29 protein-coding genes are annotated in these 25,875 nt (G+C 50.2%); 13 read left to right on the plus strand and 16 right to left on the minus strand.

Features of this window, described 5'->3' with window-relative positions; all coding sequences use genetic code 11:
- Positions 1–69: 69 nt before the first annotated feature.
- On the minus strand, positions 70–732 hold the full coding sequence (gene yihA, locus E1189_RS18460) for a ribosome biogenesis GTP-binding protein YihA/YsxC (protein ID WP_155162236.1): 663 nt from the start codon (positions 730–732) through the stop codon (positions 70–72).
- Positions 733–869: 137 nt separating this feature from the next.
- Between yihA and E1189_RS18465 the strand changes: the two genes are divergently transcribed.
- The 4 genes from E1189_RS18465 to E1189_RS18480 all read left to right on the plus strand — a co-directional run bounded on the left by E1189_RS18465 (position 870) and on the right by E1189_RS18480 (position 3,703).
- A complete protein-coding gene (locus E1189_RS18465; protein WP_230460512.1) occupies positions 870–1,214 on the plus strand; it encodes a c-type cytochrome in 345 nt (114 codons plus the stop codon).
- A 70-nt stretch (positions 1,215–1,284) separates the two neighbouring features.
- A complete protein-coding gene (locus E1189_RS18470; RefSeq protein ID WP_155162238.1) occupies positions 1,285–1,890 on the plus strand; it encodes a c-type cytochrome in 606 nt (201 codons plus the stop codon).
- Between the two features lie 134 nt (positions 1,891–2,024).
- Positions 2,025–2,723, plus strand: coding sequence for a thiol:disulfide interchange protein DsbA/DsbL (locus E1189_RS18475; protein WP_155162240.1), 699 nt, complete (start codon positions 2,025–2,027; stop codon positions 2,721–2,723).
- A gap of 56 nt (positions 2,724–2,779) precedes the next feature.
- A complete protein-coding gene (locus tag E1189_RS18480) occupies positions 2,780–3,703 on the plus strand; it encodes an endonuclease/exonuclease/phosphatase family protein (protein ID WP_155162245.1) in 924 nt (307 codons plus the stop codon).
- On the opposite strand, the gene hemW is transcribed toward E1189_RS18480, so the two are convergent.
- The 5 genes from hemW to metX are packed head-to-tail and all read right to left on the minus strand — an operon-like array spanning position 3,672 to position 7,703.
- Positions 3,672–4,880, minus strand: a complete 1,209-nt coding sequence (hemW, locus tag E1189_RS18485; RefSeq protein ID WP_329602111.1) for a radical SAM family heme chaperone HemW — start codon at positions 4,878–4,880, stop codon at positions 3,672–3,674. The two genes, E1189_RS18480 and hemW, sit on opposite strands and share 32 nt — an antisense overlap.
- A 5-nt stretch (positions 4,881–4,885) precedes the next feature.
- Complete coding sequence (locus tag E1189_RS18490) at positions 4,886–5,488, minus strand: XTP/dITP diphosphatase (RefSeq protein WP_155162247.1); 603 nt, start codon at positions 5,486–5,488, stop codon at positions 4,886–4,888.
- A gap of 5 nt (positions 5,489–5,493) precedes the next feature.
- Positions 5,494–5,931, minus strand: a complete 438-nt coding sequence (locus E1189_RS18495) for a DUF4426 domain-containing protein (RefSeq protein ID WP_155162249.1) — start codon at positions 5,929–5,931, stop codon at positions 5,494–5,496.
- 12 nt (positions 5,932–5,943) lie between these two features.
- Entirely contained in the window at positions 5,944–6,543 is a 600-nt protein-coding gene (gene metW / locus E1189_RS18500) for a methionine biosynthesis protein MetW (RefSeq protein ID WP_155162251.1), read from the minus strand.
- Positions 6,540–7,703 carry a homoserine O-succinyltransferase MetX gene (gene metX, locus E1189_RS18505; RefSeq protein ID WP_155162253.1) on the minus strand — a complete coding sequence of 388 codons (1,164 nt, stop codon included), beginning with the start codon at positions 7,701–7,703 and terminating at the stop codon, positions 6,540–6,542. The genes metW and metX overlap by 4 nt, the downstream gene beginning before the upstream one ends.
- Positions 7,704–8,072: 369 nt before the next feature.
- Here metX and E1189_RS18510 point away from each other — a divergent pair, with 369 nt between their 5' ends.
- A complete protein-coding gene (locus E1189_RS18510) occupies positions 8,073–9,416 on the plus strand; it encodes an MFS transporter (RefSeq protein WP_329602112.1) in 1,344 nt (447 codons plus the stop codon).
- A gap of 27 nt (positions 9,417–9,443) precedes the next feature.
- On the opposite strand, the gene E1189_RS18515 is transcribed toward E1189_RS18510, so the two are convergent.
- Complete coding sequence (locus tag E1189_RS18515; protein WP_155162255.1) at positions 9,444–10,937, minus strand: carbon starvation CstA family protein; 1,494 nt, start codon at positions 10,935–10,937, stop codon at positions 9,444–9,446.
- A gap of 327 nt (positions 10,938–11,264) precedes the next feature.
- Here E1189_RS18515 and E1189_RS18520 point away from each other — a divergent pair, with 327 nt between their 5' ends.
- Positions 11,265–11,762, plus strand: coding sequence for a hypothetical protein (locus E1189_RS18520; RefSeq protein WP_155162257.1), 498 nt, complete (start codon positions 11,265–11,267; stop codon positions 11,760–11,762).
- 141 nt (positions 11,763–11,903) lie between these two features.
- On the opposite strand, the gene aguA is transcribed toward E1189_RS18520, so the two are convergent.
- Entirely contained in the window at positions 11,904–12,995 is a 1,092-nt protein-coding gene (gene aguA / locus E1189_RS18525) for an agmatine deiminase (RefSeq protein ID WP_155162260.1), read from the minus strand.
- Positions 12,996–13,039: 44 nt separating this feature from the next.
- Positions 13,040–14,437, minus strand: coding sequence for an APC family permease (locus E1189_RS18530; protein ID WP_155162262.1), 1,398 nt, complete (start codon positions 14,435–14,437; stop codon positions 13,040–13,042).
- 291 nt (positions 14,438–14,728) lie between these two features.
- Here E1189_RS18530 and ptcA point away from each other — a divergent pair, with 291 nt between their 5' ends.
- Positions 14,729–15,775 (plus strand): putrescine carbamoyltransferase, encoded by a 1,047-nt coding sequence (ptcA, locus tag E1189_RS18535; protein ID WP_155162264.1) that lies wholly within the window; start codon positions 14,729–14,731, stop codon positions 15,773–15,775.
- Positions 15,776–15,859: 84 nt separating this feature from the next.
- Here the strand turns inward: ptcA and E1189_RS18540 are convergent, their stop codons facing one another.
- From E1189_RS18540 to E1189_RS18550, 3 genes are all read right to left on the minus strand, one after another.
- Positions 15,860–16,423 carry a YggT family protein gene (locus tag E1189_RS18540; protein ID WP_230460513.1) on the minus strand — a complete coding sequence of 188 codons (564 nt, stop codon included), beginning with the start codon at positions 16,421–16,423 and terminating at the stop codon, positions 15,860–15,862.
- Positions 16,424–16,525: 102 nt separating this feature from the next.
- On the minus strand, positions 16,526–17,359 hold the full coding sequence (gene proC, locus E1189_RS18545) for a pyrroline-5-carboxylate reductase (RefSeq protein ID WP_155162267.1): 834 nt from the start codon (positions 17,357–17,359) through the stop codon (positions 16,526–16,528).
- 33 nt (positions 17,360–17,392) lie between these two features.
- Positions 17,393–18,094 (minus strand): YggS family pyridoxal phosphate-dependent enzyme, encoded by a 702-nt coding sequence (locus tag E1189_RS18550; RefSeq protein ID WP_155162269.1) that lies wholly within the window; start codon positions 18,092–18,094, stop codon positions 17,393–17,395.
- Between the two features lie 141 nt (positions 18,095–18,235).
- Here E1189_RS18550 and E1189_RS18555 point away from each other — a divergent pair, with 141 nt between their 5' ends.
- From E1189_RS18555 to E1189_RS18565, 3 genes are read left to right on the plus strand one after another with little or no spacing between them, the layout of a single operon-like run.
- A complete protein-coding gene (locus E1189_RS18555; RefSeq protein WP_155162271.1) occupies positions 18,236–19,270 on the plus strand; it encodes a type IV pilus twitching motility protein PilT in 1,035 nt (344 codons plus the stop codon).
- Positions 19,271–19,305: 35 nt separating this feature from the next.
- Entirely contained in the window at positions 19,306–20,436 is a 1,131-nt protein-coding gene (locus E1189_RS18560; RefSeq protein ID WP_155162274.1) for a PilT/PilU family type 4a pilus ATPase, read from the plus strand.
- A 26-nt stretch (positions 20,437–20,462) separates the two neighbouring features.
- A complete protein-coding gene (locus E1189_RS18565) occupies positions 20,463–20,972 on the plus strand; it encodes a GNAT family N-acetyltransferase (RefSeq protein WP_155162276.1) in 510 nt (169 codons plus the stop codon).
- A 54-nt stretch (positions 20,973–21,026) separates the two neighbouring features.
- On the opposite strand, the gene ruvX is transcribed toward E1189_RS18565, so the two are convergent.
- Genes ruvX through gshB form a run of 4 tightly spaced genes read right to left on the minus strand, consistent with a single transcriptional unit; the run spans position 21,027 to position 23,957 of the window.
- Positions 21,027–21,506, minus strand: a complete 480-nt coding sequence (gene ruvX, locus E1189_RS18570) for a Holliday junction resolvase RuvX (RefSeq protein ID WP_155162278.1) — start codon at positions 21,504–21,506, stop codon at positions 21,027–21,029.
- A 5-nt stretch (positions 21,507–21,511) separates the two neighbouring features.
- On the minus strand, positions 21,512–22,096 hold the full coding sequence (locus E1189_RS18575; RefSeq protein ID WP_329602113.1) for a YqgE/AlgH family protein: 585 nt from the start codon (positions 22,094–22,096) through the stop codon (positions 21,512–21,514).
- The gene (locus E1189_RS18580) at positions 22,089–22,952 is read right to left on the minus strand and encodes a TonB family protein (protein ID WP_155162280.1); all 864 of its coding nucleotides are present in this window, start codon (positions 22,950–22,952) and stop codon (positions 22,089–22,091) included. Before E1189_RS18580 ends, E1189_RS18575 begins: the two co-directional genes overlap by 8 nt.
- Before the next feature lie 51 nt (positions 22,953–23,003).
- Positions 23,004–23,957 carry a glutathione synthase gene (gshB, locus tag E1189_RS18585; RefSeq protein WP_155162282.1) on the minus strand — a complete coding sequence of 318 codons (954 nt, stop codon included), beginning with the start codon at positions 23,955–23,957 and terminating at the stop codon, positions 23,004–23,006.
- Positions 23,958–24,326: 369 nt separating this feature from the next.
- Between gshB and pilG the strand changes: the two genes are divergently transcribed.
- From pilG to E1189_RS18600, 3 genes are all read left to right on the plus strand, one after another.
- Positions 24,327–24,716, plus strand: coding sequence for a twitching motility response regulator PilG (pilG, locus tag E1189_RS18590; RefSeq protein ID WP_155162284.1), 390 nt, complete (start codon positions 24,327–24,329; stop codon positions 24,714–24,716).
- Positions 24,717–24,753: 37 nt separating this feature from the next.
- A complete protein-coding gene (gene pilH / locus E1189_RS18595; protein ID WP_155162287.1) occupies positions 24,754–25,119 on the plus strand; it encodes a twitching motility response regulator PilH in 366 nt (121 codons plus the stop codon).
- 78 nt (positions 25,120–25,197) lie between these two features.
- Entirely contained in the window at positions 25,198–25,788 is a 591-nt protein-coding gene (locus E1189_RS18600) for a chemotaxis protein CheW (protein WP_196221516.1), read from the plus strand.
- The last annotated feature ends 87 nt before the right edge of the window (positions 25,789–25,875 follow it).

Raw genomic sequence — 25,875 nt, forward strand, 5'->3', positions numbered from 1 at the left:
AGCGGCTGCACACGGGTAGTTTTCTATGAGTTATGGCTGCTATATCAGCCATGCCCTTAATAAGGGTACTTACTCGCTATAATGTTCCCCTTCTGGGGAAGTATTGCCATATGGCTCGAATTCCTGGCACAGCCAAGTATCCAGATGGGCAGCCAGCTCATCGACACCGGACTTATTCAGCGACGAAAATAGCTGGATGGAGATCAGGTCTTCATGGCCTTTAAGTTGGTTGCGCAGCTTCTGCATGGCCGCTTTGGCCGCGCCGAATTTCAGCTTGTCGCTTTTGGTCAGCAGAATGTGAAGAGGCATACCGCTGGATACAGACCAGTCGATCATAGTCTGGTCGAATTCCTTCAGCGGATGACGTATATCAACCAACAAGACAACGCCCACGAGACATTCGCGCTGCTCCAGGTAAGCACCTAAATGTTTCTGCCACTCCAGCTTCATCTTCTCTGGAACCTTGGCATAGCCGTAGCCGGGCAGGTCGACCAGACGGTGCTCTTCATCCACCTCAAAGAAGTTGAGGAGTTGGGTGCGACCAGGCGTTTTACTGGTTCGGGCCAACTTGTTGGAGCCTGTGAGAGCGTTCAGAGCGCTGGACTTACCGGCATTGGAGCGACCGGCAAAGGCAACCTCCCTGGCGGTAGGCGGCGGACACTGGTCCAGTCGCGCGGCGCTGATCATAAAACTGGTTGCGCGATAGTTGAGGGAGGGGGTGGTTTCAGGCATTAAAAAGCTCTTTTCTCAGTGTTTTCTGGCGTTTATCGGAACAGCCGAGTTCAGATTTACAGAGTGCATAGTATATAATGACCCCGCCTTAGTGCGAGCTTGTCTAAATTGGCAAGCCACAGAAAAATAAAAAGTGCATGCAAATAAAGCAAAAATGCCAGTCTGATGAGGCACTTATGAAGATAATGACCAGAATGGCCTTTTTCCTGGGGGTTCTTATCACAGCCCAGGCCGGGATGGCGCAAAAAGCACCGGAACAGATTTACCAGACTTCTTGCAAAATTTGCCATGATACAGGTGTTGCCAATGCTCCACGCAAAGGTAATGCTGAAGATTGGAAGCCAAGGTTGAGCAAGGGCATGGATACTCTTGTTACAAATATAAAAAACGGCATGGGCGCCATGCCACCCAAGGGTATGTGCATGGATTGCAGTGATAACGATTACATTGCGGTCATAAGATACATGTCCAGCTCGCAATAAGTTGTTTGTGGGAACAGCTGAGCTGAACAGGGCAAATCGGATAAAAAATAACCGGAGCCGGGTTGTGTTGATGAAAAAGTTAATTATTTGTGTGTTGGTGACATTGGGGTGGACTGGCTACGCTGCGGCTTCCGGGGATGCTGCTGCAGGTAAAGATAAAACCGCTGTATGCGCAGCCTGTCATGGGGCAACCGGTGTCAGCATTGCTCCGAATTTCCCAAGCCTTGCGGGGCAGGGAGCGGGTTATCTGATCAAGCAGATGGAAGATATCAAGAGCGGCGAGCGGAAAGTTGTTGAGATGACAGGCATGGTTGAGAATCTCTCTGACCAGGATATTGCCGATATCGCAGCCTTTTATGCCAGCCAGGACGCTCCCCTTGGTATTGCCAAAGAGTCTTCCGTCAAGATCGGTCAACGCCTGTATTATGGTGGTGATGTTGAGAAGGGAATTCCTGGTTGTACCGCGTGTCACTCTCCCACCGGCCAGGGCAACTCTTTAGCCCGGTTCCCGGCTCTGGCCGGTCAGCAGCCGGATTACATTGCCAAGCAGTTACGTGACTTCCGTGAAGGTGATCGTGTGAATGATGGCGACACCCGCATTATGCGCGATATCGCCGAGAAGCTCAGCAACAAGCAGATTGATGCTTTGAGCAGCTATATCAGCGGTCTGCGCTAATTATCTTCTGGCGAGGCTCAGATGAGCCTCGCTAATCACTTGCCTTTCATCACCATCTGTCCTTCTGACTTGCTGTTTTCCTGCTAATTTAAAATAACGAAAACTTTTTGTGTCGTGCGTTTGTGGGGGAAAATATGGGAAAACTGCTGTCTGGACTTTTTCTGGCTCTGATTACTCTGTCTGTTTCTGCTGCGCCAGCAGGGTATCGTGAAGGTGTGGATTTTAAGCAGCTTAAACAGTCTCTCCCCGTTGTCGTAACACCTGATAAAATCGAGATAGACACTGTTTTCTGGTACGGCTGCTCCCATTGTTTTGATCTGGCCAGAATGCAGGAAAACTGGAAAGAAAAGCTGGGTACGGACGTGGATACCTCTGACGTTCCAGTGATATTCGGTAAGCCCTGGCAGGCCCATGCACAATTGTTTTATGCTCTGGAAGATTTAAAACTGCTGGATAAAGCGCACTTTGCTGTTTTCGATGCTGTTCAAAAGCAGGGTCGGCGGTTGGATAATGAAAAAGATATGGCCGCATTTCTCAAAGAACGGTACGGTGTGAATGAAGCGGACTTTGAACGTGCCTATGACTCTTTCGGCGTTCGGAACCAGACACAAAAAGCCAGCGCCATTACTCGTGGCGCACAGCTCACCGGAGTGCCGGCCATTATTGTGAATAATCGTTACCTTGTGGATCCAGCTATGGCTGGAGGTCTGGAAAATATGCTCAAGGTGACCGAGTATCTGATTGAGAAAATCAGAGCAGAAAAAGAAGCAGCAGGTAAAGCGGAGAAGCTAGAGAAGGCAGTCTCTACCGTTTCAGTACCAGCTGACGGATGATAAAGATGATTAAAATGCAGGCTCCGGCAAAAGGCCGGGCCAAGGTCTAGTAATTTATGCCGTTAAAAACGGTTCAGGGTTTTCTAACCCGGCAGTTCCTTGAGCGCAGTTACACCCATGGTCGTGGCTTTACTCGTGAACATGTGGCTACCTCCCTACTGCATAGCGACGAAGAGAGAACCACAGAATTGCAAACTCTTCGTCTGTTGAGTTTCAATATTCAGGTGGGCATCAGTACCGGGCAGTACAAGCACTATGTGACTCGCAGCTGGCAGCATGTGCTGCCTTCCTCGGCTCGCCAGAAAAACCTTGATCGGATCGCCCACCTTGTACACGATTATGATCTGGTTGCTCTGCAGGAAGCCGATGGCGGGAGCCTGCGCAGTGGCTTTATTAACCAGATTGAATACCTCGCACACCGTGGTCACTTCCCATGGTGGTATCAGCAACTCAATCGTAATCTTGGTCATATCGCCAAACACAGTAATGGTGTACTCATCCGTTGCCTTCCTGAGCAACTTGAAGATCATAAACTTCCAGGGTTTATTCCCGGGCGGGGAGCGATTGCTCTTGAGTTAGGAGAGAAAAATCCCATTCTGGTGGTGGTGATGCACCTTGCTCTGAGCCGTCACGGGCGGGATGTCCAGCTCTCCTACATTCGTAAGCTGATGGATAACTTCGAACATGTGGTGCTTATGGGGGATATGAATGCTCACGCAGGACAACTGCTGGGGGATTCTCCTTTAACCGGTGCCGGTTTGCACAGTGCTTCGATGGATGTGCACACCTTCCCGAGCTGGAAGCCCAGCAAGTCCCTTGACCATATATTGCTGAGCTCCAGCCTGAGAGCGAAATCCTTTTCTGTTCTGAACTTCCCGCAGTCAGACCATCTGCCGGTGGCCGTGGAAATCAATCTGCCTGCGGGAGTGAGCATTCAGAAGAGGTGTTCTACGAACAAAAGTGTTCTAACAGCTCATTAAGGAACAGGCTGCCGCGCTCTGTGGGCTGAATGCGTTCAGGGTCACTGACCAACAGCCCCATAGAGCGAAGATTTTCGAGTGTTTCTTTCTGTTTCTCCAAAGACAGGCCGGTTCGTTGCTGATAAAGCTCTGCATTTACGCCACTGTGCAGACGCAGGGCATTCATCATAAATTCCAGTGGCAGCTCATCGGGTTGCAGAATTCTTTCTCCCGCCAGAAATGCTTTTTCTGAGTTGAGATAATCGCCAGGCAAGCGTGTTTTCCAGTTCCTGCGAATCAGGCCAGAGTTCAGGTCTGTCATCTTGCCATGGGCACCCGCACCAATACCGATAAAATCACCAAACTGCCAGTAGTTCAGATTATGGTGGGACTGCTTACCCGTCCGCCCATAAGCAGAAATTTCATACTGCTTATAACCATGGCTAGCAAGAAATGCCTGCCCTTTCTCCTGAATATTCCAGAGAGTATCATCCTCAGGTAGCGCAGGCGGTTTGCTCCAGAATACGGTGTTGGGCTCGATGGTGAGCTGGTACCAGGAGATATGCTCAGGCTTGAGGGCTGCGGCTGTGGCAAGATCTTCCATAGCCATAGCTTCGGTCTGCTCTGGCAGGCCGTGCATCAGGTCGAGATTGATATTGTCAAAGCCCGCAGCTCGAGCCATAGCCATGGCTTTTTGCGCTTCATGACCAGAATGAATACGGCCGAGGGCTTTCAGACAGCTATCGTGAAAACTCTGCACACCAATAGAGAGGCGGTTAATGCCCGCTTTGCGGAAACCATTAAAGCGTTCCTGCTCAAAAGTACCCGGGTTTGCCTCCATGGTGATTTCCATGTTGGGGCTGAATGACAGCTGTTCTTTAAGCCCGGCAAATAATTGCTTGTAGGACTCCGGGCTCAGCAGGCTCGGTGTTCCCCCACCAATAAAAATACTGTGCAGTGCCCTGCCCTGAATTGCACCGGTTTCCTGTTTGAGATCATCGAGCAGTGCCTGAATATATTCCTGTTCAGGAAGTTCTCCAGCACTGTTCTGGGATTTATCCGCCTGATGAGAGTTAAAGTCGCAATAAGGGCACTTGCGAATACACCAGGGCACATGGATATAAAGACTCAGGGGCGGCAGTTGCAGCCCCTGAGGTTGATGAATGTTGATTGGTTGGATCACTGAATTGAAAGTCACTGAGCTTAGAGCCTGCCCTTCTTGTTCAAAGCGGCCATCAGCAGTTTCAGTGCCTTGGCACGGTGGCTCAGTTGGTTTTTCTGTTCAGGCTTTAACTCTGCAGACGCACACTGAGTTTCCGGTACGAAGAACGCAGGGTCGTAACCGAAACCGTTATCGCCACGGGTTTCCTCCAGAATATGTCCGTCCCAGGATCCCTGACAGATCAGCGGTGTTGGGTCATCGGCGTGACGCAGGAAAACCAGCACACACTGAAAGCGGGCCGTGCGCTTTTCGGCAGGGACACCCTTCATTTCGTTCAGCAGCTTCTCAATGTTATCGCTGTCGGACGCGTCTTCACCGGCAAAGCGTGCGGAGTAAATGCCCGGTGCACCCTTGAGATAATCCACCTCAAGACCAGAATCGTCAGCAATGGCTGGTAAGCCGGAGATACGGGAGGCATGGCGAGCTTTGAGAATGGCGTTTTCCACAAAGGTCAGACCGGTTTCTTCGACGTTGCCGGTGTTGAAGTCGCTTTGTGGGCGCACTGTCATATTGAGGGGAGCCAGCATCTCCTGAAACTCCGCAAGCTTTCCACGGTTGCCAGTGGCGATAACAATTTCGGACATTCTTCTCACTCATCCTTATAAAACTTCTGGCTGAACGTCACTGTCTCTTTCATTTGGCTACCCTCGGGCTGCACGGTGATGGTGAAGTGTAGCAATTCGTCGTGGGTGAATTTGAAAGACGACAGGTAATACATGGCGTCTCCCTCATCAACCAGCCAGGTGTTCAGGTTCTTTTTCTGCGCCATCAGGTTGGCCGATTCCACCACAACATCTGCCTTCACTGGTTTGCCGTTTTTGAGTACGGAGGTGTTGATCAGGCCGAGGGTGGGAGAACGCTCTATACCATAAGCTTTGGCGACATTCGGGAGTAGGAACGTACTGTTAAAGGCGTTGTAATGAACTACGTAATCGCCGAACAGCTGCTCTGTGGCTTTGGCTGCAGTGCTCAATAACAAAGGTGAAAGCGCAAGGCTGGCACACAGGAAAAGGCGTAAAAACTTCATAATTCTCCCCCGTTATCTCAGCTTTGGTCTGAGATGGTAAATGGCAACTTCCCCAAACAGGTTAGGGATTATCTGGCCCAAAGTGTTGCGGTGGTGCTGTTGATCGGTCACCAGACGGTTCACGATATCCAGCTTTTTGTTATGGCACAGTGCTTCAAAATCTTTGAAGGTACAGAAGTGGATATTGGGTGTGTCATACCAGGAATAAGGCATAAATTCAGAAACAGGCATTCGCCCCCTCAGGGACAGGTATAAACGACAGCGCCAGTGCCCGAAGTTGGGGAAGGTGACAATGCACTCTTTACCTACCCGCAACATTTCATCGAGCACTTTGTCTGGATTGCGCAGGGCTTGCAGGGCAGAGGTCATCACCACAGTATCGAAACTCTTATCTGCAAAATTATGCAAACCTTCGTCGATATCCTGCTCAATCACATTCACCCGTCGTTTAATACACTTAAGGATGTTAGCTTCATTAATTTCCAGTCCGTAGCCTTTAATATTTTTGTTTCGCTGGAGTTGTTGCAAAAGCTCCCCGTCACCACAGGCTAGATCAAGGATATGGCTGTCGGGAGTGATCCACTGGCTGATGACTTTAAAATCCCTTCTCATTGTTCTGCACTCCCTGGCTCGCACTCATTCGCAATATGGCTCATCCAGGCTCCCAGCGCCTCGGTGTAACGAGGAATGTCCATCAGGAAGGCGTCGTGCCCTTGAGGCGCATCAATCTTCAGATAGCTGACTTCTTTTCGTGCCATGTGCAGAGCGTTTACTATTTCCTCGGAGCGTTCGGGGCTGAAACGCCAGTCGGTGGTAAACGACACCACGAAGAAGCGCGCTGTCGTGTGAGACAGAGCTTTGACAAGATTATTATCAAAGCGGCTGGCCGGGTCGTAATAGTCCAGTGCTCGTGTCATCAGCAGGTAGGTGTTGGCATCAAACCGTTTGCTGAATGATTCCCCCTGATAACGCAGATAGCTTTCTACCTGAAACTCAATACCAAAATCGAAATTAAAGTGAGTGTCACGCATCTCACGGCCAAACTTCTCTTTCATGGCATCGTCGGAAAGGTATGTGATATGCCCCACCATACGTGCCAGACCAAGACCGGCCGCAGGTAGCGTATCGGCTTCAAGATAGCGACCATTACAAAAGTCAGGATCAGACATAATGGCCTGACGAGCTACTTCATTAAAGGCGATGTTCTGCGCGGAGAGTTTAGGTGCGGAGGCAATCACCACAGCATTACGCAAACGCTCCGGATAACGGATTGACCACTCCAGCACCTGCATGCCCCCAAGGCTGCCCCCGACAACGGCGGCCCACTGCTCAATGCCCAGATGATCAGCAAGGCGAGCCTGACTTTCTACCCAGTCATCAACAGTGACCACAGGAAAATCTGGCCCCCACACTTTGCCGGTATTCGGGTTGATACTGGTCGGGCCAGTGCTGCCTGCGCAACCACCCAGGTTATTCAGACACACAACGAAGAAACGATTGGTATCAATGGCTTTGCCGGGACCGATACTGGTGTCCCACCAACCGGGCTTGCGGTCGTCGGGGGAGTGGTAGCCTGCGGCATGGTGGTCGCCACTGAGAGCGTGGCAGATCAAAACGGCATTACTGCGGCTGGGATTGAGGGTGCCGTAGGTTTCGATCATCAAGTCATACTGAGAAAGCTCGCGGCCACAGCTGAGGGTGAGCGGCGTGGTAAAGGACATCAGCTCTGGTGTAACCAGGCCGACAGAGCTCTCCTGAGCGATCTCTGACATCGTTATTGTGCCGCCTCTATCTGTTGTTGACTGTTTTTTTAGGTTTTCGCCCCGCAGTCTAAAGACGGTCTGCTAAGGGCGCAACAGTCTTTAGCGAGCAACAGAAATCGTAGCTTGAATTTCGACAATTAGGGGTGCAGGTTATGCTCAATAGTCTACCCTCCAAGGGTCCATCTCAGAAGGTAGTGAACCTTTCTGGTTTATCACCTGCCTTCCGTACCTGAACTCCTAAGTTTTTTTCGTAAACAGACTTCCTGAGCCTGTCAGACTTGTTTGGCCCTGCAGTTATGTTGGAGCCAACTCTTTTGCAGTAGGCCAGCATTGTGTCTGACTGGCTTTTTGTATCATCTACCTTATGAGGATTGTAAAGTGCCTTCTCTAGGTTTCCTCAAGCCTCCACAGCATATTCCCCGGCTTCCCGAACAGGAAATCGATCAGGAATATAGGAAAATGCGTTGGCAGGTCTTGCTGGGCATTTATATCGGTTACGCAGGTTATTACCTTATTCGAAAAAATTTCACGATGGCAATGCCAGATCTTATTGCCCTTGGCTACACGAAAACGGGACTGGGCCTGGCGTTGTCCGGGATGTCTCTTGCTTATAGCTTGTCCAGAGTTTGTATGGGCGTTGTGTCTGATCGCAGCGACTCGCGCAAGTTTATAGTTGTTGGCTTGTGTATGTGTGCCTTGCTGACGATTGCCATGGGCGTGATCCCTTATGTCACGTCATGTGCAACTGCGATGTTCGTCTCACTTTTTGTTTGCGGTTGCTTCCAGGCCTTTGGTTACCCGGGTTGTGTCAGGGCAATTACGCACTGGTACACCGTTTGTGAACGCGGTGTAAAAATGTCTTTCTGGAAAACCAGTTCGAACGCTGGTGCAGCACTGGTCGGGCCGTTGGCCATATTGGCCATCAATCTTTTTGAGGATTGGCACAGCAAAATATTCCTGCACGGCTTCGTCGCGTTGGCTTTTGCCTTCGTCGCCTGGATATTTGTTAGAGATACCCCCCAGTCTTGTGGGCTACCGAATATTGAAGAGTGGTCGGGGGTGTCGTCTAAATCCTATTCTGTAGATCATGAACGTGAGATGTCGACGAAAGAGATACTCTTCAAGCATGTCCTGAACCAGAGAGTGCTTTGGTATTTATCCTTTGCCAATATATTTGTCTACCTGGTTCGGTATGGTGTGCTGGATTGGACCCCTACCTATCTCGAAGAGGTGAAGGGGCTCTCTCTGACACAAGTGGGGTGGGCGTATAGTGCTTATGAAATTGCTGGCATACCGGGGATATTGCTGACAGGGTGGTTGAGTGACAGGTTTTTCAAAGGGCGGCGTGGTCCGGCAATCATTATTTTCATGTTGCTTGTTTCAATAGCTGTTTTTGTGTACTGGCACAACCCTGCAGGTTACCCATGGGTGGATGCTGCCTGCTTATTTACTGTGGGTTTTCTTATCTATGGCCCGGTCGTTCTCATTGGCATTCAGTCTGTTGATGCGGTCCCTAAAAAAGCTGCCGGAACCGCTACAGGCTTAACGAGCCTGTTTGGATATCTGAGTGGAGCTTTACTGGCCAACATTGCAATGGGGATTGTTGTTGACATGTATGGTTGGAACGGTGGCTTTTCCATGATTTTTGCTGCCTGTTTACTCTCGGCTGCTCTGGTGAGTTTCACTTTGAAACAGGAGAAAGAGGATAAAGAATGCTCCTGACATAGGAGCGGTTGTGCCCTTGCCTGCTTACCCTGACGATTGCACTGAAGCCTGTGCTTTCTTCAGCATCCAGGCAAGGGTCATGAATGCTGCCAGAACTCCCAGTATTAAAGAGATAGTCTTCGGCAGTCCAAAGCCTTCGGGAGATATAAGAATATAGGTTGAGCATACGGCAGTGAGAAAAGTTGCCGGTAGGGAAACGAACCCGTGATTTTTTATCTGCTGTAGCCAGTACGTAGTCGATAAAGAAGGTAACAGGTTGTAATTGTCAGTTGCCGTCACACGGTAGTGCTGGTGTAACACATAGGTTGTCGCAGTCCACAAAACAAGGCTTGCCAGTGCCAGGTTCGTGAAGGCAAAGTAACGCCAGATGATACTGAAATCTACAAACATCAAGGGGGATGTAAGAGCGAATATCCAAAGTGCCAGCTTTAAGCGTACGGCAGTGGATGTCTGTGGTAGTTTTAATATATCGCCAATCACAAGCCTGACGCCGCGAAAAGCGGTATCACCAGACGTTATTGGGCATACGACTACTCCAATGATGGCAAGAATGCCACCGACGTTCCCGAGTAACCCGATAGCTATATCACTAACCACAGCTCCAGTTCCTTGACCATTCAGCTGTAACTCCAGCTCTGCGACCCCTCCGGGAAAGAAAGACATGGCTGCTGCAGCCCAGACCATCGCAACAATTCCTTCACCTATCATCGCCCCATAAAATACGCGGTGACCATGAGCTTCTGAGGATAAACAACGTGACATGATAGGAGATTGTGTGGAGTGGAACCCACTGATGGCTCCACATGATATGGTGACGAACATGGTTGGCCAGACTGGTAGACCACGAGGGTGGGAAGCAGGCTCGGAGATTTCGGGAATCGAAACACCCTTAAAGAGCACCATCCCCGCGATACCGGCAGTCATCAGCAAAAGTGCGAAGCCAAAGGCCGGATAGATTTTGGAAATAACACGGTCTATTGGCAGTACAGTCGCAATCAAGTAATAAGCCAGAATGGCCGCAATCCAGAAGAAACGGTTTGAAAAAAAACCATTCCCACAAAGGCTGGCCAGAAGATCTGCTGGGCCTAATACAAAAACAACACCAACCAGTATCAGTAATACAACGGATACGAATCGCATCAGTGAACGATAGCCAGACCCAAGGTAGTGCCCAATAATTTCGGAGATAGTCTGGCCATGATGCCTGATAGAGAGCATGCCCGAGAAGTAATCATGAACCGAGCCACAAAACACACACCCTAAAGTAATCCAGAGAAACGCGGGGGGGCCAAAGAGAGCCCCCATAACGGAACCAAAGATAGGACCAAGGCCGGTAATATTCAGGAACTGGATCAGGAATACCTTGTGCCAGGGTAAAGGGACAAAGTCCACTCCGTCGCGATGTGTATGAGCGGGTGTTAAACGTTTTGGGTCTGCGCCAAATCGATTATTTACCAGCCTTCCATAAATATGGAAGCCTGCAACTAAAAAGACTAGTCCGCCAATAAAGCTAAGCATTGAAATCACTGATGTCTGGATAAAAGACTGGAGCTCTGGGAGAGGTTGGGGGAGATGCCTGTTCTTGAAGAACAAGCACAGCGGGAAGGTTAGTCTGAAATTCCGTATTAAGCGATGGCAGAGCTGGCGTGAAGGTGAACAATATTCCCTTCACGGTTCACTGGTGCCGGGCGTCGCATCTCTTTGAGAACGTAACTGGATGAGTTGTTCTTCCAGCAGCTGCTTTTGCTACTTAAATGTATACCCTGCGAAGGTCGTATGGTTCTCATTGAATGATTTTCATACTTTGTTGTCAACGGACACCATAAAGATTACGGGGCAAAGGATATGCCACAAAAAAACACAAATAAAGGAGGCAGGCGCCCGGCTCGCCGTATGGCTCGGCGTGTGTCTTACCCACTCAGACTGCTGACATCGGATGCGATTACCGGTCAGGCGATCATTGGTTTAGGAGGAACGCTCGTGGGAGCAGGCACGGGGGCAGTAATTCTGGGATCTTCGGTCAGTTTACTGACCCGTAACAGGACATTGCGAGCAGCATCTATATTCATCGGAATACTGTTTGGTGGTGCGGTTGGCAGTACGCTGGGAGGAGTATCTGGTGTGACAACGGGACTTTTTGTTGGCATGGTGGGCCTTCCCTTTGCCGTGGTGCGCAGCTTCCGGGAGCCAGACCCTGCACGGCTTGTTACTCCCCTGGAGCATACCGTCAAAGGTGGGTGGGTGTTTTTGAGTAACCCTGAAAGAGTGAAGGAAACACTGCAGGTAAAATACGGAACATATTTCACCGGACAAAAGCGTTTGCTGGACAAAGATGCGGCATGAGTTTCAGGTTATGCCGTAGTCTGTTGATTCGCTCTCATCATTGGTTGGGGCAGGTGGCAGCCAGGGTGGGCCACCTGCTTTTAATCCCTCCTTCGCAATTACATCCGCAATATTTCCGTGCTCCCGATGAAAGCTGCAGGCTTACACTGCAGGAACCTGTTGGGTGATGCAGTGGATGTTGCCACCGCCCAACAGGATTTCCCGAGCATCCACGCCAACCACTTCGTAGCCTTTGTAGATATCCGTCAACAGAGCCCTGGCCTCATCGTCATACTTCTCATCAAGCAGAGGCAGGATGATGCGGTTGTTTGTGATCAGGTAGTTAGTGTAAGAGCCTGCCAGTCGCTCTCCGGCCGTTCTTTCCATGCCGTCACACACATCAATGCCATCAGCTTCGTCTTCACGAATGTAGAGTGGGCCGGGGATGTGTATTTTGTGGATAGTCAGCTGACGGCCACGGGCATCGGTTGTTTCGCTCAGAACCTTATAAGCAGCCTGAGAGATTTCGTACTGGGGATCGTTATTGTCTTCAGTCCAGGACAATACAACTTCACCGGGTTTCACAACGTGCATCAGGTTATCTACGTGACCGTTGGTTTCATCGTTGTACAGACCTTGAGGAATCCAGATGACCTTTTCGATAGCCAGATAATCCTTCAGTACGTTTTCGATTTCTTCCTTGGAAAGATCAGGGTTTCGGCTTGGGTGCAACAGGCACTCTTCTGTGGTGTATAGAGTCCCTTCGCCGTCTACGTGGATGGATCCGCCTTCCAGAACGATAGGGGCACGATAGTGGCCGTCGCGCATAGTTTCACAAATCTTGTGAGCCACCTGATCATCCCGATCCCATGGGAAGTACAGGCCATCAACCAGGCCACCCCATGCGTTAAATTCCCAGTCCACTCCACGACGTTCTCCCTCACCATTCACTACGTAGCTGGGGCCGATGTCGCGCATCCACGAATCGTTGGTTGCCATTTCAACAACCCGAATTTTTTCAGGCAGCATGTTGCGGGCGTTTTTGTACTGGGCAGCGGAAACTGCCATGGTTACCGGAGTTACCTCAGCAATGGCTTTGGCAACGTTCACAAAAGCCTGTTGGGCAGGCTTGCCCCCGTAACGCCAGTTGTCAGAACGCTCTGGCCATGCCATCCACATTTCTGCGTGAGCTTCGTGTTCGCCTGGCATACGAAAGTTGTCGTTTTGTGGCAGGGTTGAATATGTAGCACTCATGGTCGTGTATTCCTTGTTTCGTGTTTTTTAAAGCTTGATATGACCTATGCAGTGGCGGTTTCGCCCTTCATGTGTTTTGTGGCGCGGGCCAGAATCCATTCACCAATGGCGATGGTGGCGATAATTCCAATCAGTACAGGTGCGCTGTAAGACCAATCCACAGTTACGGTGGCAATGTCTGGGAAGATGAACAGCACAACAGCTTGAACAATGAACAGAAAGCAGATAACGCTGAGGGCAATCTGTGTCTTCATGCCGCCAGGAATCTTGTAAGGACGTACGGCATTAGGGTCAGTCATGCGCAGCTTCAGGTAAGCAGGGAACATGAACAGGTAAGGCAACAGGAAGATGCAGGAGGAGAAGGCAAATACAGACCAGAACAGGTCATCACTTTCACCGGAAGTCAGGCCATAAAGAAGGATGACAATGGTGGAAACAATACCGGTGATCACGTTAGCGCCTACAGGAGTGCGGTGCTTTGGATCTTCCTTAGCAACAATCTCTGGCAGCTCACCAGCTTGTGCTGCTTCCATGGCAGCACGGCTTGCGCCCATGGTCCAGGTAGCCATGTTGGCGATAAAGGTGAACAGAGCCAGGATGCCAATGCCATAGATCATGAACTGGCCGCAGGCGCTGTCGCCAAACAGAGTGTGCAGGGTCGCAATGATGCCGGAAACCAGGCCAATCTCCTCGACAGGTAGCGCCATGAGAATGCCGATGGTTCCAAATACATACAAGCCAGTCACGATGGCTGCGGAAATCAGGATGGACTTAGGGATGTCTTTCTGAGGATTTTTAATTTCATCACCCATGCAGGCAATCAGTTCAAAACCCATCAGGTTAAAGATGATAATGGGCAGAAAGCCAAGGCCAGAATCTATAGAGGGCATCAGGCTGGCAGCAGTGAATTCGTTAGCGACACCGTGCTGGCTCGCGTACCAGAAGCCACCTGAACCCAAAACGATAATAACAATCACCTTAAACAGAGCGCCCAGATTGGTTACCCATACTCCGGCGTCTACTGAAATGTTGCAGATCCACACGGTCAGCCAGGTCAGGGCTACACATATGGCAATCTGCACGGGCATACCCATTTCTGGGAAGAACATTTCTGCAAACATACCGGCAAACATGATGTATACCGCAGGCATCCACAGGCCAACGTTAATCCAGTAGAACCAGGTTGTACGTACAGCCCACTTAAAGCCGAAAGCACGTTTTACCCAGTCATAGATACCACCTTCACCTGGGTAGGTTGTACCCAGCTCCGATGAAATCAGACCGTAGGGAATAACGAAGAGAACAAGAGTAATGAACCACCAGGAAATAGAAGATGGCCCAATCGAAGCACTGGCTGTGAGTCCATCAACAACAAGTACCGCACAAACGCTGAACAAAGTAAGGCTGGAGAGCCCCATTTTGTTCGTTGATTCACCAGTCATTTTTTACCTCCGGGCAGGTTTTGTCGGTTCGTCTTGCTAGGATTTCTAATTGCCTGGAGATGACAAATGTCGATTTAATTTGTGTTTTGATATGTGCCAGTGTTCAAGAATGTTCTGAACTTGAGTTTCTCTTGGTATTGTTTAGGTTAATCGTGTGTTTTTTTGTAGTTTTCTGTGGTGTCGAAAATTTATTATAAATTACAAACTGAATCAGGGTACAAGGCTGCGTTCAGGTATTGGGAAACTACCGGTGACTGTGCAGAACCCATTAAACCATTTCGGGGTCGTATAATGAGAATGCCATCTTCCAGTGCTACCAACCTGAACAAGCCAGAGCTCAAGCACTTCCTGAAAACTCAGGATTACACTCGCAAGGAACTGGAAGACATCTTTGAACTGATGGGTATGCTCAAGGAAGCTCGCAGGGCTAACGCAGTACCTCAGCTGTTCAAAGGCAAGTCTGTTGGCATGATCTTCGAGCAACCATCAACCCGTACCCGTATCTCTTTTGAGACTGCCGCAACTATTCTGGGTGGCCACGCTCTGTTCCTGTCTCCAAAGGATATTCACTTGGGCGCTAAGGAAAACCTGGCAGATACTGGTCGTGTAATATCCCGCATGTGTGACGTGATCATGGCCCGTGTAGATGACCACAAAACTGTGGCAGGTCTGGCTGAGAACTCTACTGTTCCTGTTATCAACGGTCTGTGTGACTGGCTGCACCCGACCCAGGTGATGGCTGACGTGTTCACCATGATGGAACATCTGCCAGAAGGCAAAAAGCTGGACGACCTGACTGTTGCCTTCATTGGTGATGCAACTAACGTTTGCTCTTCCCTGATGTTCATCTGCACCAAGTTCGGTATACACTTCAAGCACATCGGCCCAGAGAAGTACCAGGCTCCTCAAACGTGGCAGGACATCGCCAGGGAAAACTGTGAAACCTACGGTGGTCGCCTGACAGTTACTGATGATGTGAATGAGGTGGAAGATTGCGATATTCTGATTGCTGACAGCTTCTACTGGTTCGGTCAGGAAGCTGAGAAGGAAGAACGTCTGGCGGCCTTCATGCCTGAGTACGTGATCACTGAAGAGATGATGGCCAAGGCTGGTGAAAATGCCATTTTCATGCACTGCCTGCCAGCCAACGACCAGCGCGAATGCACCCGTGAAGTGATGGATGGCCCACGTTCCATAATCTTCGACGAAGCAGAAAACCGCCTGACCGCCCAAATGGCTCTGCTGGTTTACCTGACTCATAAAGACATCGAGCAGCCAAGCGAAGAGACTCTGGCCTACCATCAGGACCGTATTGATAGCCTGCTGCAGCGCATCTAAACGACTTTGGCCACTTCGCCGGGCTAACAAAAAAAGGCCTCTGCTCGGAAAGAGCAGAGGCCTTTTGCATAGCTGTACAACTGGCTACATGATGCCAGGCATGCCAATACGAATAATATTGGGCAGCAGGTGCTCCTTGAGGAAGAAGATACCCAGCATCACCACCATCACGGAAAAATCTAACCCGCCCATTGGAGGCAGAATTCTGCGGACACGACTGCACAGAGGCTCAGTGATCTGGTGCAGCAGCATCAGGCCGGGGTTATAGCTGCCCGGTGCTACCCAGCTGGCGATAACCATGATAATCAGCGCGAAGGTGTATAGATCCAGCAGAGTTTTCAGCAGGAAGTAGAAGGTCAGGACAGAAATTGTACCCAAAGGCAGGGTCATGTAGCCCAGTACCTTCATCTTGATGGCGACAAACACACCCTGAACGATAAATGCCAGCACCAGTGCGGCGATGTCCATGCCCCCGAAGCCGGGAATCAGTTTGCGCAAAGGGTTCAGCAGTGGGCTGGTGACTTTCACTATCGCCTGTGAAATCGGATTGTAAAAGTCCGCTTTTACCAGCTGCAAAATAAACCGCAGCAGGATAGCCATTACGAACAGGCTGCCAATGGTGTCAATCAAAAAAGTGATCATGGACATTCAGGGTTGTCTCGTTAGGAGTCTCATGCGAAAGCAATGGTTCGGGCGCTTATAAATAGAAATATGGGGGAGATTCTCCCCCAATACAATGCCAAGGTTGTATCAGTTGTTCGCAGAGTATTCCTCTGCCATCATCTTTGCACGTTTTTTGCAGGCGCTCATGGCATCATCAACCAGTGTGCGCATACCACCTTTCTCAAAGGTGAGAATGGCCTGCTCCGTGGTGCCGCCAGGTGAAGTGACACGACGACGCAGTTCTGCCACATCGACATCACTCTCCTTTGCCATGGCTGCTGCACCGAGGGCGGTTTGGGTAACCATGCGAGTTGCGGTTTCCTTATCCACACCCATTTTCTCGCCCGCTTCGATAATGGATTCCATCAGCAGGAAAAAGTAGGCGGGAGCACTGCCAGCTACGGCAATCACATCATCGATGCCTTCTTCGGTATCCACCCAGAGGGTGATACCTACGGCATTCATAACCTTTTCTGTCAGGGCTTTCTGCTCATCTGTTACCTGACTGTTGGCATAAAGGCCAGACACACCCAATTGCATCAGAGCAGGAGTGTTAGGCATGCAGCGAACAACGGGCATATCACCACCGGCCCACTCATTCAGGCTGGCTTCAGGAATACCGGCTGCAACGGATACGAGCAGTGGTCGGCTCTTCTGGAAACTCGCTGCCAGCGGCTCAACCACAACCTGCATAATTTGTGGTTTTACCGCGAGAATAACGATATCCGCATTCAGAACAGCATGGTCGTTATCGGATGTTGTCTGGATGCCGAGCTCTTCGGAGAGCTGTTGAATTTTTTCTGGAGAAGGCTCAGACGCAATAATATTGGTCGCTGGCCAGCCATTCTTAACCAGGCCGCCAATAATGCTGCCTGCCATGTTGCCTGCACCGATAAAGGCCAGAGTGGGTGATGCGCTCATGTTCTGATTCCGTATGTAATCGCTGCTTGATGCTTATTTGTTGGAGTAATCCCGTGCGCCGAAAAGAGCAGTACCAATACGCACGATGGTCGCCCCTTCTTCGATAGCCGCATCCAGATCAGCTGTTGTTCCCATGGAGAGGGTATCCAGTTGCTGCTCGGGGTGCGCCGCCTTGAGCTGATCCATCAATGCCCGGATGGCTTTGAAGGGGCGCTTTTGCTGTGCCTTATTTTCACTGGGAGCAGGGATCGCCATCAGCCCTCGCAGTTTAACACCCTTCAGAGCAATCACTTCTTGCGCCGCAGCAAGAACTTCGCTTGCTGAGAAACCAGATTTTGTAGGCTCATTATCAATATTTACCTGCAGGCAGATGTTGATGGGCGCTTTGCCATCAGGGAGCTGTTCACTGAGACGGCGGGCAATCTTGAGCCGGTCGACACTGTGTACCCAGTTGAAGTTCTCTGCAACCAGGCGACTTTTGTTAGATTGAATCGGGCCGATGAAGTGCCACTCAATGCCTTCAAGGTCGGAAAGCTCCTGAATTTTATCCACGCTTTCCTGAACGTAGTTTTCACCGAAGGCTCTCTGGCCACCTGTCCAGGCCTCGCGAATCATTGCAGCAGGCTTGGTTTTGCTGACTGCGAGAAGCTGAACCTCATCGCTGCGTCCGCACTTTGTCGCCACTTCGAGAATGTGTTCACGGGTCTTCTGTATGCGCGTTTCTATTGAACTCATTGCCGTGTAGTATCTTCAAAAATTCTATGTTTGCAGGGGTAGCATGTACTGTCACCTGCATCTTAACTAAAAAGATTATAAAGCGAAGAAAAACTGCAGCCTGAACAATACCTCATAACAGGCTGCTCTTGAGGAGAGCTAATGGAAATTACCGAACTTCTGGCCTTCGGGGTTAAACAGGGTTCTTCCGACTTGCATCTGTCAGCAGGTCTTCCTCCGATGATTCGTATTGATGGTGATGTACGGCGGATCAACCTCCCTGCCCTCTCCCACAAAGAGGTCCATGCACTTATCTACGATATTATGAACGATAAGCAGCGTAAGGATTTCGAAGAGCATCTGGAAACCGATTTTTCCTTTGATGTACCTGGTGTGGCGCGTTTTCGTGTTAATGCATTTCATCAGGGGCGCGGCGCAGGCGCTGTGCTACGTACCATCCCATCCAAGGTTCTTAGTATGGATGACCTTGGCATGGGGCAGGTGTTTAAGGATATTTCCAACAACCCTCGGGGATTATGTGTGGTCACGGGGCCAACAGGCTCCGGTAAGTCAACAACGCTGGCGGCAATGATCGACTATATCAACGAAAATCACTATGGCCACATTCTCACCATTGAAGACCCTATTGAATTTGTACACGAACCTAAAAAATGCCTGATTAACCAACGGGAGGTGCATCGGGATACCCACAGTTTTGACAACGCCCTGCGTTCCGCTCTCCGTGAAGATCCGGACATCATCCTTGTAGGTGAAATGCGAGATCTGGAAACTATTCGCCTTGCCCTCACGGCTGCAGAAACCGGCCATCTGGTGTTCGGCACACTGCACACCACTTCGGCCGCCAAAACCATCGACCGTATTGTGGATGTATTCCCCGCCGAAGAAAAAGCTATGGTGCGCTCCATGCTCTCGGAATCCCTGCAGGCGGTTATTGCCCAGACACTCTTGAAGAAGAAAGGCGGCGGTCGTGTGGCGGCACACGAAATTATGCTGGGAACCCCCGCGATTCGTAATCTGATTCGGGAAGACAAGGTCGCCCAGATGTACTCTGCTATCCAGACCGGCGGCAGCATTGGTATGCAGACTCTCGATGGCTGTTTGCGCAAGCTGCTTGATAAAGGACTGATCTCGGTAGAAGCCGCCAAGGAAAAAGCGAAAAATCCAGATTCGTTTTAAAACAGCTGAAAGAATAACGACAAGGCTATTAGATTATGGATTTAACTCCGTTGTTAAAGTTGATGGTGGAAAAAAAGGGGTCAGACCTTTTCATCACAGCAGGTACACCTCCCAGTATGAAGATGAATGGGCGTCTTGTGCCTCTCACAAAACAACCATTATCCCCCGATCAGGCAAAGGATACGGTGCTTCAAGTGATGTCAGAAGCACAAAAAGACGAGTTTGATCGTGAGCATGAATGCAACTTTGCCATCAATGCCCAGGGTATAGGACGCTTCCGGGTCAGTGCTTTTTATCAACGTAATCTGGCAGGTATGGTGCTGCGCAGGATTGAAACAGAAATTCCCGATATAGACACCCTTGGTTTGCCGGATGTGATTAAAGAGCTGGCAATGACCAAGCGGGGGTTGATTATCTTTGCAGGGGGCACTGGCACAGGTAAATCTACCTCGCTGGCTTCAATGATTGGCTACCGAAACAGCAACAGCACAGGCCATATCATCTCTATCGAAGACCCGATTGAATTTATCCATCAACATAAAGGTTGTATTGTCACCCAGCGGGAAGTTGGCCTGGATACCGCCAGTTTTGATGTAGCTTTGAAGAACACACTGCGTCAGGCTCCGGATGTAATCATGATCGGTGAGGTGCGTACCCGTGAAACCATGGAGCAAGCTGTCGCCTTCGCGGAAACCGGTCACCTCTGCCTGGCAACCCTGCACGCCAATAATGCAAACCAGGCTCTGGATCGGATTATTCATTTCTTCCCCGCAGATGAGCACGAGCATGTATGGATGGATTTATCCCTGAACCTGAAAGGCATTATTGGCCAGCAGCTGATTCCGACCCCCGATGGAAAAGGCCGCCGCCCGGCTATAGAGGTGTTGGTAAATACACCGCTGGCATCGGATATGATTCGGAAGGGGGATGTACACGAACTGAAATCGTTGATGGCAAAATCCAATGAACAGGGTATGCAGACCTTCGATCAGGCGATTTATGAGTTATATAACAACGGTGAAATCACCTATGAGGATGCCCTGGCCTCCGCAGATTCCGCCAACGATTTGCGCTTGATGATCAAACTGGGCTCAGAGACTGATGCAAGTCATTTAAATGAGGTTTCTGACGAGTTTAGTATTCAGGATGAGGATGATCATTTATAAGCTTTAGCCGTAGTTCGGAGCGCATAATGAGACTTTATCGGAAAGCCACTCCTGAAGATGATTTTGAGATCGCCAGAATTTCCATAGAAGGCTGGAAGCATGCCTACGAAGGCATCATGCCGGATGATACTCTCAATGCACTGGATGCGGATAAAAGAGCCGAAGAGCGAGGGGGTTATATTAAGGAAAATCCCCTCTCTTCGGTTGTTTGTCTTGAGGCTGGTAAGCCTGTCGGTTTCATTGATTACGAAAAGTGCCGTGACAGCGATTGCGATAACAGAGTTGGCGAGGTCTGGGCGATTTATGTGCTTCCCGAACGCATTGGCAAAGGCATTGGGAAAGAATTGTTTTCAAAGGCTTTGACGGATTTTTCCCGCCAGGGTTTTCATGAAGCCAGAGTATGGGTTCTGAGTGAAAACAAACTGGCCAGAGACTTTTATGAGCGGCAGGGTTTCACCACCGACGGTGCTCAAAAAGAGTATCAAGGTCTGCTGGAAGTGCGGTATCGCAAGGCAATTGAGCCTGCTGAGGTATAAATGTGGAGCGCATTGCGCTCCACATTTCTTCTATTTAATTTGTATTTGGCACTTTTACTCGCCAGAAGGCAGAAACTCTGCCCCTTCTCCATTCATCCAGCTTTCAAGAATAAGCTGTGCCGCCATGGCATCCACAGGGTCACTGCCGTAGTGACCTTTGTGCCCTAACCGCCCTGCCCACTCCTTGGCTTCAAACGACGTGAGGCGTTCATCTGTCGGATGCCAGGGCTTGTTAAACCGCCCTTTCAAGCGGTTGCCGAACTTGCGGGCGCGGCGGGACATTTCCGATTCTGTACCGTCCATATTCAGGGGAATGCCCACCACAAAGGCGTCGGGCTGCCACTCTTCGATAATTTTGCCCAGCTCATCCCAGTTCGGTATGCCGTCTTTGGCCCGAATGGGAGTAATGGCATTGGCAGTGCGGGTGATGGCTTGCCCCATGGCAATGCCGATGTTGCGGGTTCCGAAATCGAAACCCATAACGGATTTGTAGGTAGCCTGTTTTTCAGGCTGCTGTTCAAGAGTGTCTGTCATGTGTATCAGGCGTGACCAGCCTCATGGCTGATCATATTAAGGTCTATTCCGATTTTGGCAACGGCCCGTTCCAGCCGCTGCTCAAAAGGTGTGGTGAAGAGAATGGCTTTGTCGGCAGGGCTGTTGAGCCATACGTTTGCAGCCAGTTCCCGCTCCAGTTGCCCGGCGCCCCAGCCTGCATAGCCGAGGGTGATCAGGGAAAGGTTGGGGCCTTCCCCTGCGCCAATGCTGGTGAGAATATCTCTGGAGGAAGTCAGGGCGATATCACTGGTAACCGGAATGGAGGTTTGTTCGTTCAGGTCATCAGGTACGTAGGTGTGCAGGATAAATCCGTGGTCGTGATCAACCGGGCCACCGAGAAAGACATTCTTCATGCGAGGGTCCTCGTCGGGGTGATAAGGAATACCGATTCGCTCGAACAGCATTTTTATACTCAAATCCAAAGGCTTGTTGATCACAACACCCATTGAGCCTTCTTCATTGTGTTCACACAGGTAGATCACCGCCCCGGTAAAATTAGGGTCGTCCATTTGTGGCATGGCTACCAGCAGTGTGCCACGAAGGCTGTTCTGGGTTGTGGTGTTATCCACCAAAGATATCTCCAGGTTCAAAGCGCCAGGTTCTGATGATCTCTATCACATCATACTCCTGTAGCTCGGGTGGGAAAGGAGAGAACGGCGATGACATACGCACAATGTTTTTCGCCGATTCATCAAGAACCTTGTGGCCGGAGGAGTGCACCACTTCGATCCCTTTCAGGCTGCCATCCCGGCGAATCTGTACCGCCAGACGCAGCTCACCGTAAATCTTCTTTTTTCGCGCCTCAACAGGATAGTTGATGGTGCCAATACGCATGACTTTTCGTCGCCAGGCTTCCTGATAGTACACATCAGCTTTGCGGGTGGAAGCTGAGTTGATGCGATGCACAACAGGCTTTTTCGCATAAGCCTGGCGCTTACGGAAGAAATCGGCTTCGAGGCTGGCAATCTCTTTGCTGAGATCAATTTGGGGTCTGGGTGGTTTTTCAGAAGGCACCGGATTAGGTTTCTTCTGAACATCCTCTGCAGCCACTTTAGTGTCCGAGCGCGTAGAGGTGATACGTTTGGCTTTTTTGGGTTGAGATTCAGGCAGCTGTGCTTCTTGCTGCTGAAGCTGCACAGTGTTGGGCTTATCACTCTGGAATGCAGCCTTTACATCGCTGGAAGGCAGGGCTTTCTCATCAAGAGAGCCACTGCCCTGCTGGTTTTCCTGGGCGAGATAGTCCGCTTTCTCAGGAGGTTTCTCCGAAGGAAATGTAGCCAGAGTTATTTCAAGAGTGCGTGCAGGAGGCTCTGGAGCCTGCAGTGCAAAACTTAACCCGTACAGCAGAAACCCGTGAAAAGCGATTGCGATCAGAGCACTGATGGCAATCGTGGGTTTAAACCGAATAGTGTCCAGAATCTTCACGAAAAACGTCTTTATTGTTTTGCTCCTGCGCTTTTCACCGCAGCGTTTGGATTATACGGCTGCGAGCTTCTCAGCAATCACATCCATCAGGCGGTCGGCAATCACAACCCCTTCGACCTGTTCCAGTTCTCGCACACATGTGGGACTGGTCACGTTGATTTCTGTCAGGTAATCGCCAATCACATCCAGGCCAACGAACAGCAGGCCTTTTTCCTTAAGAGTGGGGCCAACCTGTTCAGCAATCCAGCGGTCACGGTCAGACAGAGGTTGAGTCACACCGCTGCCACCTGCTGCCAGATTACCTCGGGTTTCGCCCTTTTTAGGAATGCGAGCGAGCGAGTAAGGCATGGGCTCACCATCCACCATAAGAATGCGCTTGTCACCCTCGGTGATTTCCGGGATGAAGCGCTGTGCCATAATCTGCTGCTGACCGTAATTCGTCAACGTTTCAAGGATCACATTGATATTTGGGTCACCTTTTTTCACGCGGAAGATGGCGGTGCCGCCCATACCGTCCAGAGGTTTATAAATCACATCTTCATGTTTGGCTGCAAAGCCTTTCAGCGTCTCCATATCCCTGCTCACCATACTGCTGGTGGTGCACTGCGGGAACAGAGTTGCAAAGTACTTCTCGTTGCAGTCTCGCAGGCTGGATGGCTTGTTCACCACCAGAGTACCAGCCTGCTCGGCCTGTTCGAGAATGTAAGTGCTGTAAATAAATTCATTGTCGAAGGGCGGGTCCTTGCGCATCAGGATGACGTTCAGGGAGGCCAGCTCCTGAGCGCCTCTCTCGGCCACTGTGAACCAGCTGTCTGGGTTGTTTCGCACTTCCAGAGGGGCCATGTTACCCATGGCTACACCGTCTTCCTGATACAGGTCCTGTTGCTCCATATAGAAGAGCTGCCAGCCCCGTTTCTGAGCTGCCAACAGCAGCGCCAGAGACGTGTCTTTTTTGAAATTGATGCCCTCAATAGGGTCCATCACGATACCAAGGCGAATGCTCATGTGCGCGATCCACTGCAATAACACAACATAGTCAGACAGTGTATCGAAAGACTGACCATGAACCTAGCAGCCATGACCTTTCATTTTCTAGACGGAGAATGGTGTCGCTCAGATGAAACGCGATGGAACTGTTAAAGAGATACACGACCGCTATCGTTGATATTGTTGCATGCTCTTACCGCCTAAATGTGATCCAGTCAGCTTCTTTGGTTGGTGATGGAGAAAAATGTGTGGTACAAAAGCGGACAATACATCTGTCATAAAAGACGATAAAAATAACAATCACCCTGAGGTTTCTTTGGGGTTAAAACCAGAATAAAGGCTGGCTGTGCCCTCAAGGCATGTCAGGGGATTAAGGTACACAATAAGATGAGTGAAGAATTCGCGAATCTCAAAGTCATGATCATTGATGACAGTAAAACCATCCGCCGCACAGCAGAAACATTGCTGAAAAAAGCGGGTTGTGAGGTGATTACTGCCATTGATGGTTTTGATGCCCTTGCCAAAATTGCGGACTCACGCCCGCATGTGATTTTTGTCGATATTATGATGCCTCGCCTTGATGGCTATCAGACCTGTGCGCTTATAAAAAACAACAGTCATTTCAAGGGTACACCGGTGATTATGTTGTCCAGTAAAGACGGCCTGTTTGATAAAGCGAAAGGGCGAATTGTCGGCTCCGACAAATACCTGACCAAGCCATTCAGCAAAGACGAATTGCTGGACGCAATAAAAGAATATGTCCCTGCTGCCGCATAAGTGGTGGGGTGTTTATTAGCTGTTTTATGGGGGAAGTATGGCACGAGTACTGATTGTTGATGACTCACCAACCGAGACCGCGATTCTCGAAAAAGTGCTGATCAAGAACGGCCACGAGGTTCTCAAGGCAGAGAATGGCGCCGACGGCGTTGCGCTGTGTCGTGTCGAAAAACCTGATGCTGTTTTGATGGATATTGTTATGCCCGGACTGAATGGCTTTCAGGCAACACGGCAACTGAGTCGCAGTGCGGGCACCAGTGATATTCCTGTGATTATTGTAACCACCAAGGATCAGGAAACCGACCGCGTTTGGGGTGAGCGCCAGGGGGCCAGGGGTTATCTCACCAAGCCTGTTGATGAAAGCAAGCTGATCAACACCCTGAAAAATGTGATGGCAGCCTGATCGCTGGACATAAGTGCCCAGACTATGCGAAAGCAATGGTCCGGGTACTTATCAAGAGGGTGTCATCAAGAGCCGATTATGAAGACCATAAAAAGCATGAAGAGCACGGATTCTCCTTTTGAGTTGTTGCTGGAGCTTGATGAAAGAGCCAGAACTCATGCCGCAGGCCTTCCTGCCCAGGAAGACATTCGAGACTACTGGAGTGGTGTCGGCTTTACGCTTCATGGGCGGCGTTATATATCACCCCTTGATGATGTTTATGAAATTCTTCATATCCCGGAAACCATTACAGAAATCCCCGGCGTTTACCCGTGGGTGAAAGGCGTAGCAAACGTTCGCGGACGTTTATTGCCGCTGATTGATCTGGCCGGTTTTTTCGGGTTTGAAAGCCGCCCTGTTCAGACATCGGAGCAGCGTGTTTTGGTGATCGAACAGGGTGATTTGTATTGTGGCCTTGTTGTTGATGGGGTTTCGGGGTTACAGCATTTTGAAACGGAAACATACAACGACAGCATTCCAGCAAACGTGCCAGAGAGCGTACGTTTTTGTATGGCAGGCAGTTACCGTCGTGAAGTTGAGTTTCTGGTACTCAGCTTCCGCGCTTTAGCAAAGAGTGAGAGGTTTCTGCAGGTCTCGTCCGGAGGGACAGCGGGAAGTGCTGTGGCCTGATGCCAACGCTCTGATGTCAAAGCGCAACTGGAAGTCTCTCCATTAACAACAAGGAACACTGCGGCTAGCGGGAGCCAGTAAAAAATA

Origin of the sequence: Parendozoicomonas verongulae (assembly GCF_009711465.1) — a bacterium.
In the GTDB taxonomy this organism is placed as follows: domain Bacteria; phylum Pseudomonadota; class Gammaproteobacteria; order Pseudomonadales; family Endozoicomonadaceae; genus Sansalvadorimonas; species Sansalvadorimonas verongulae.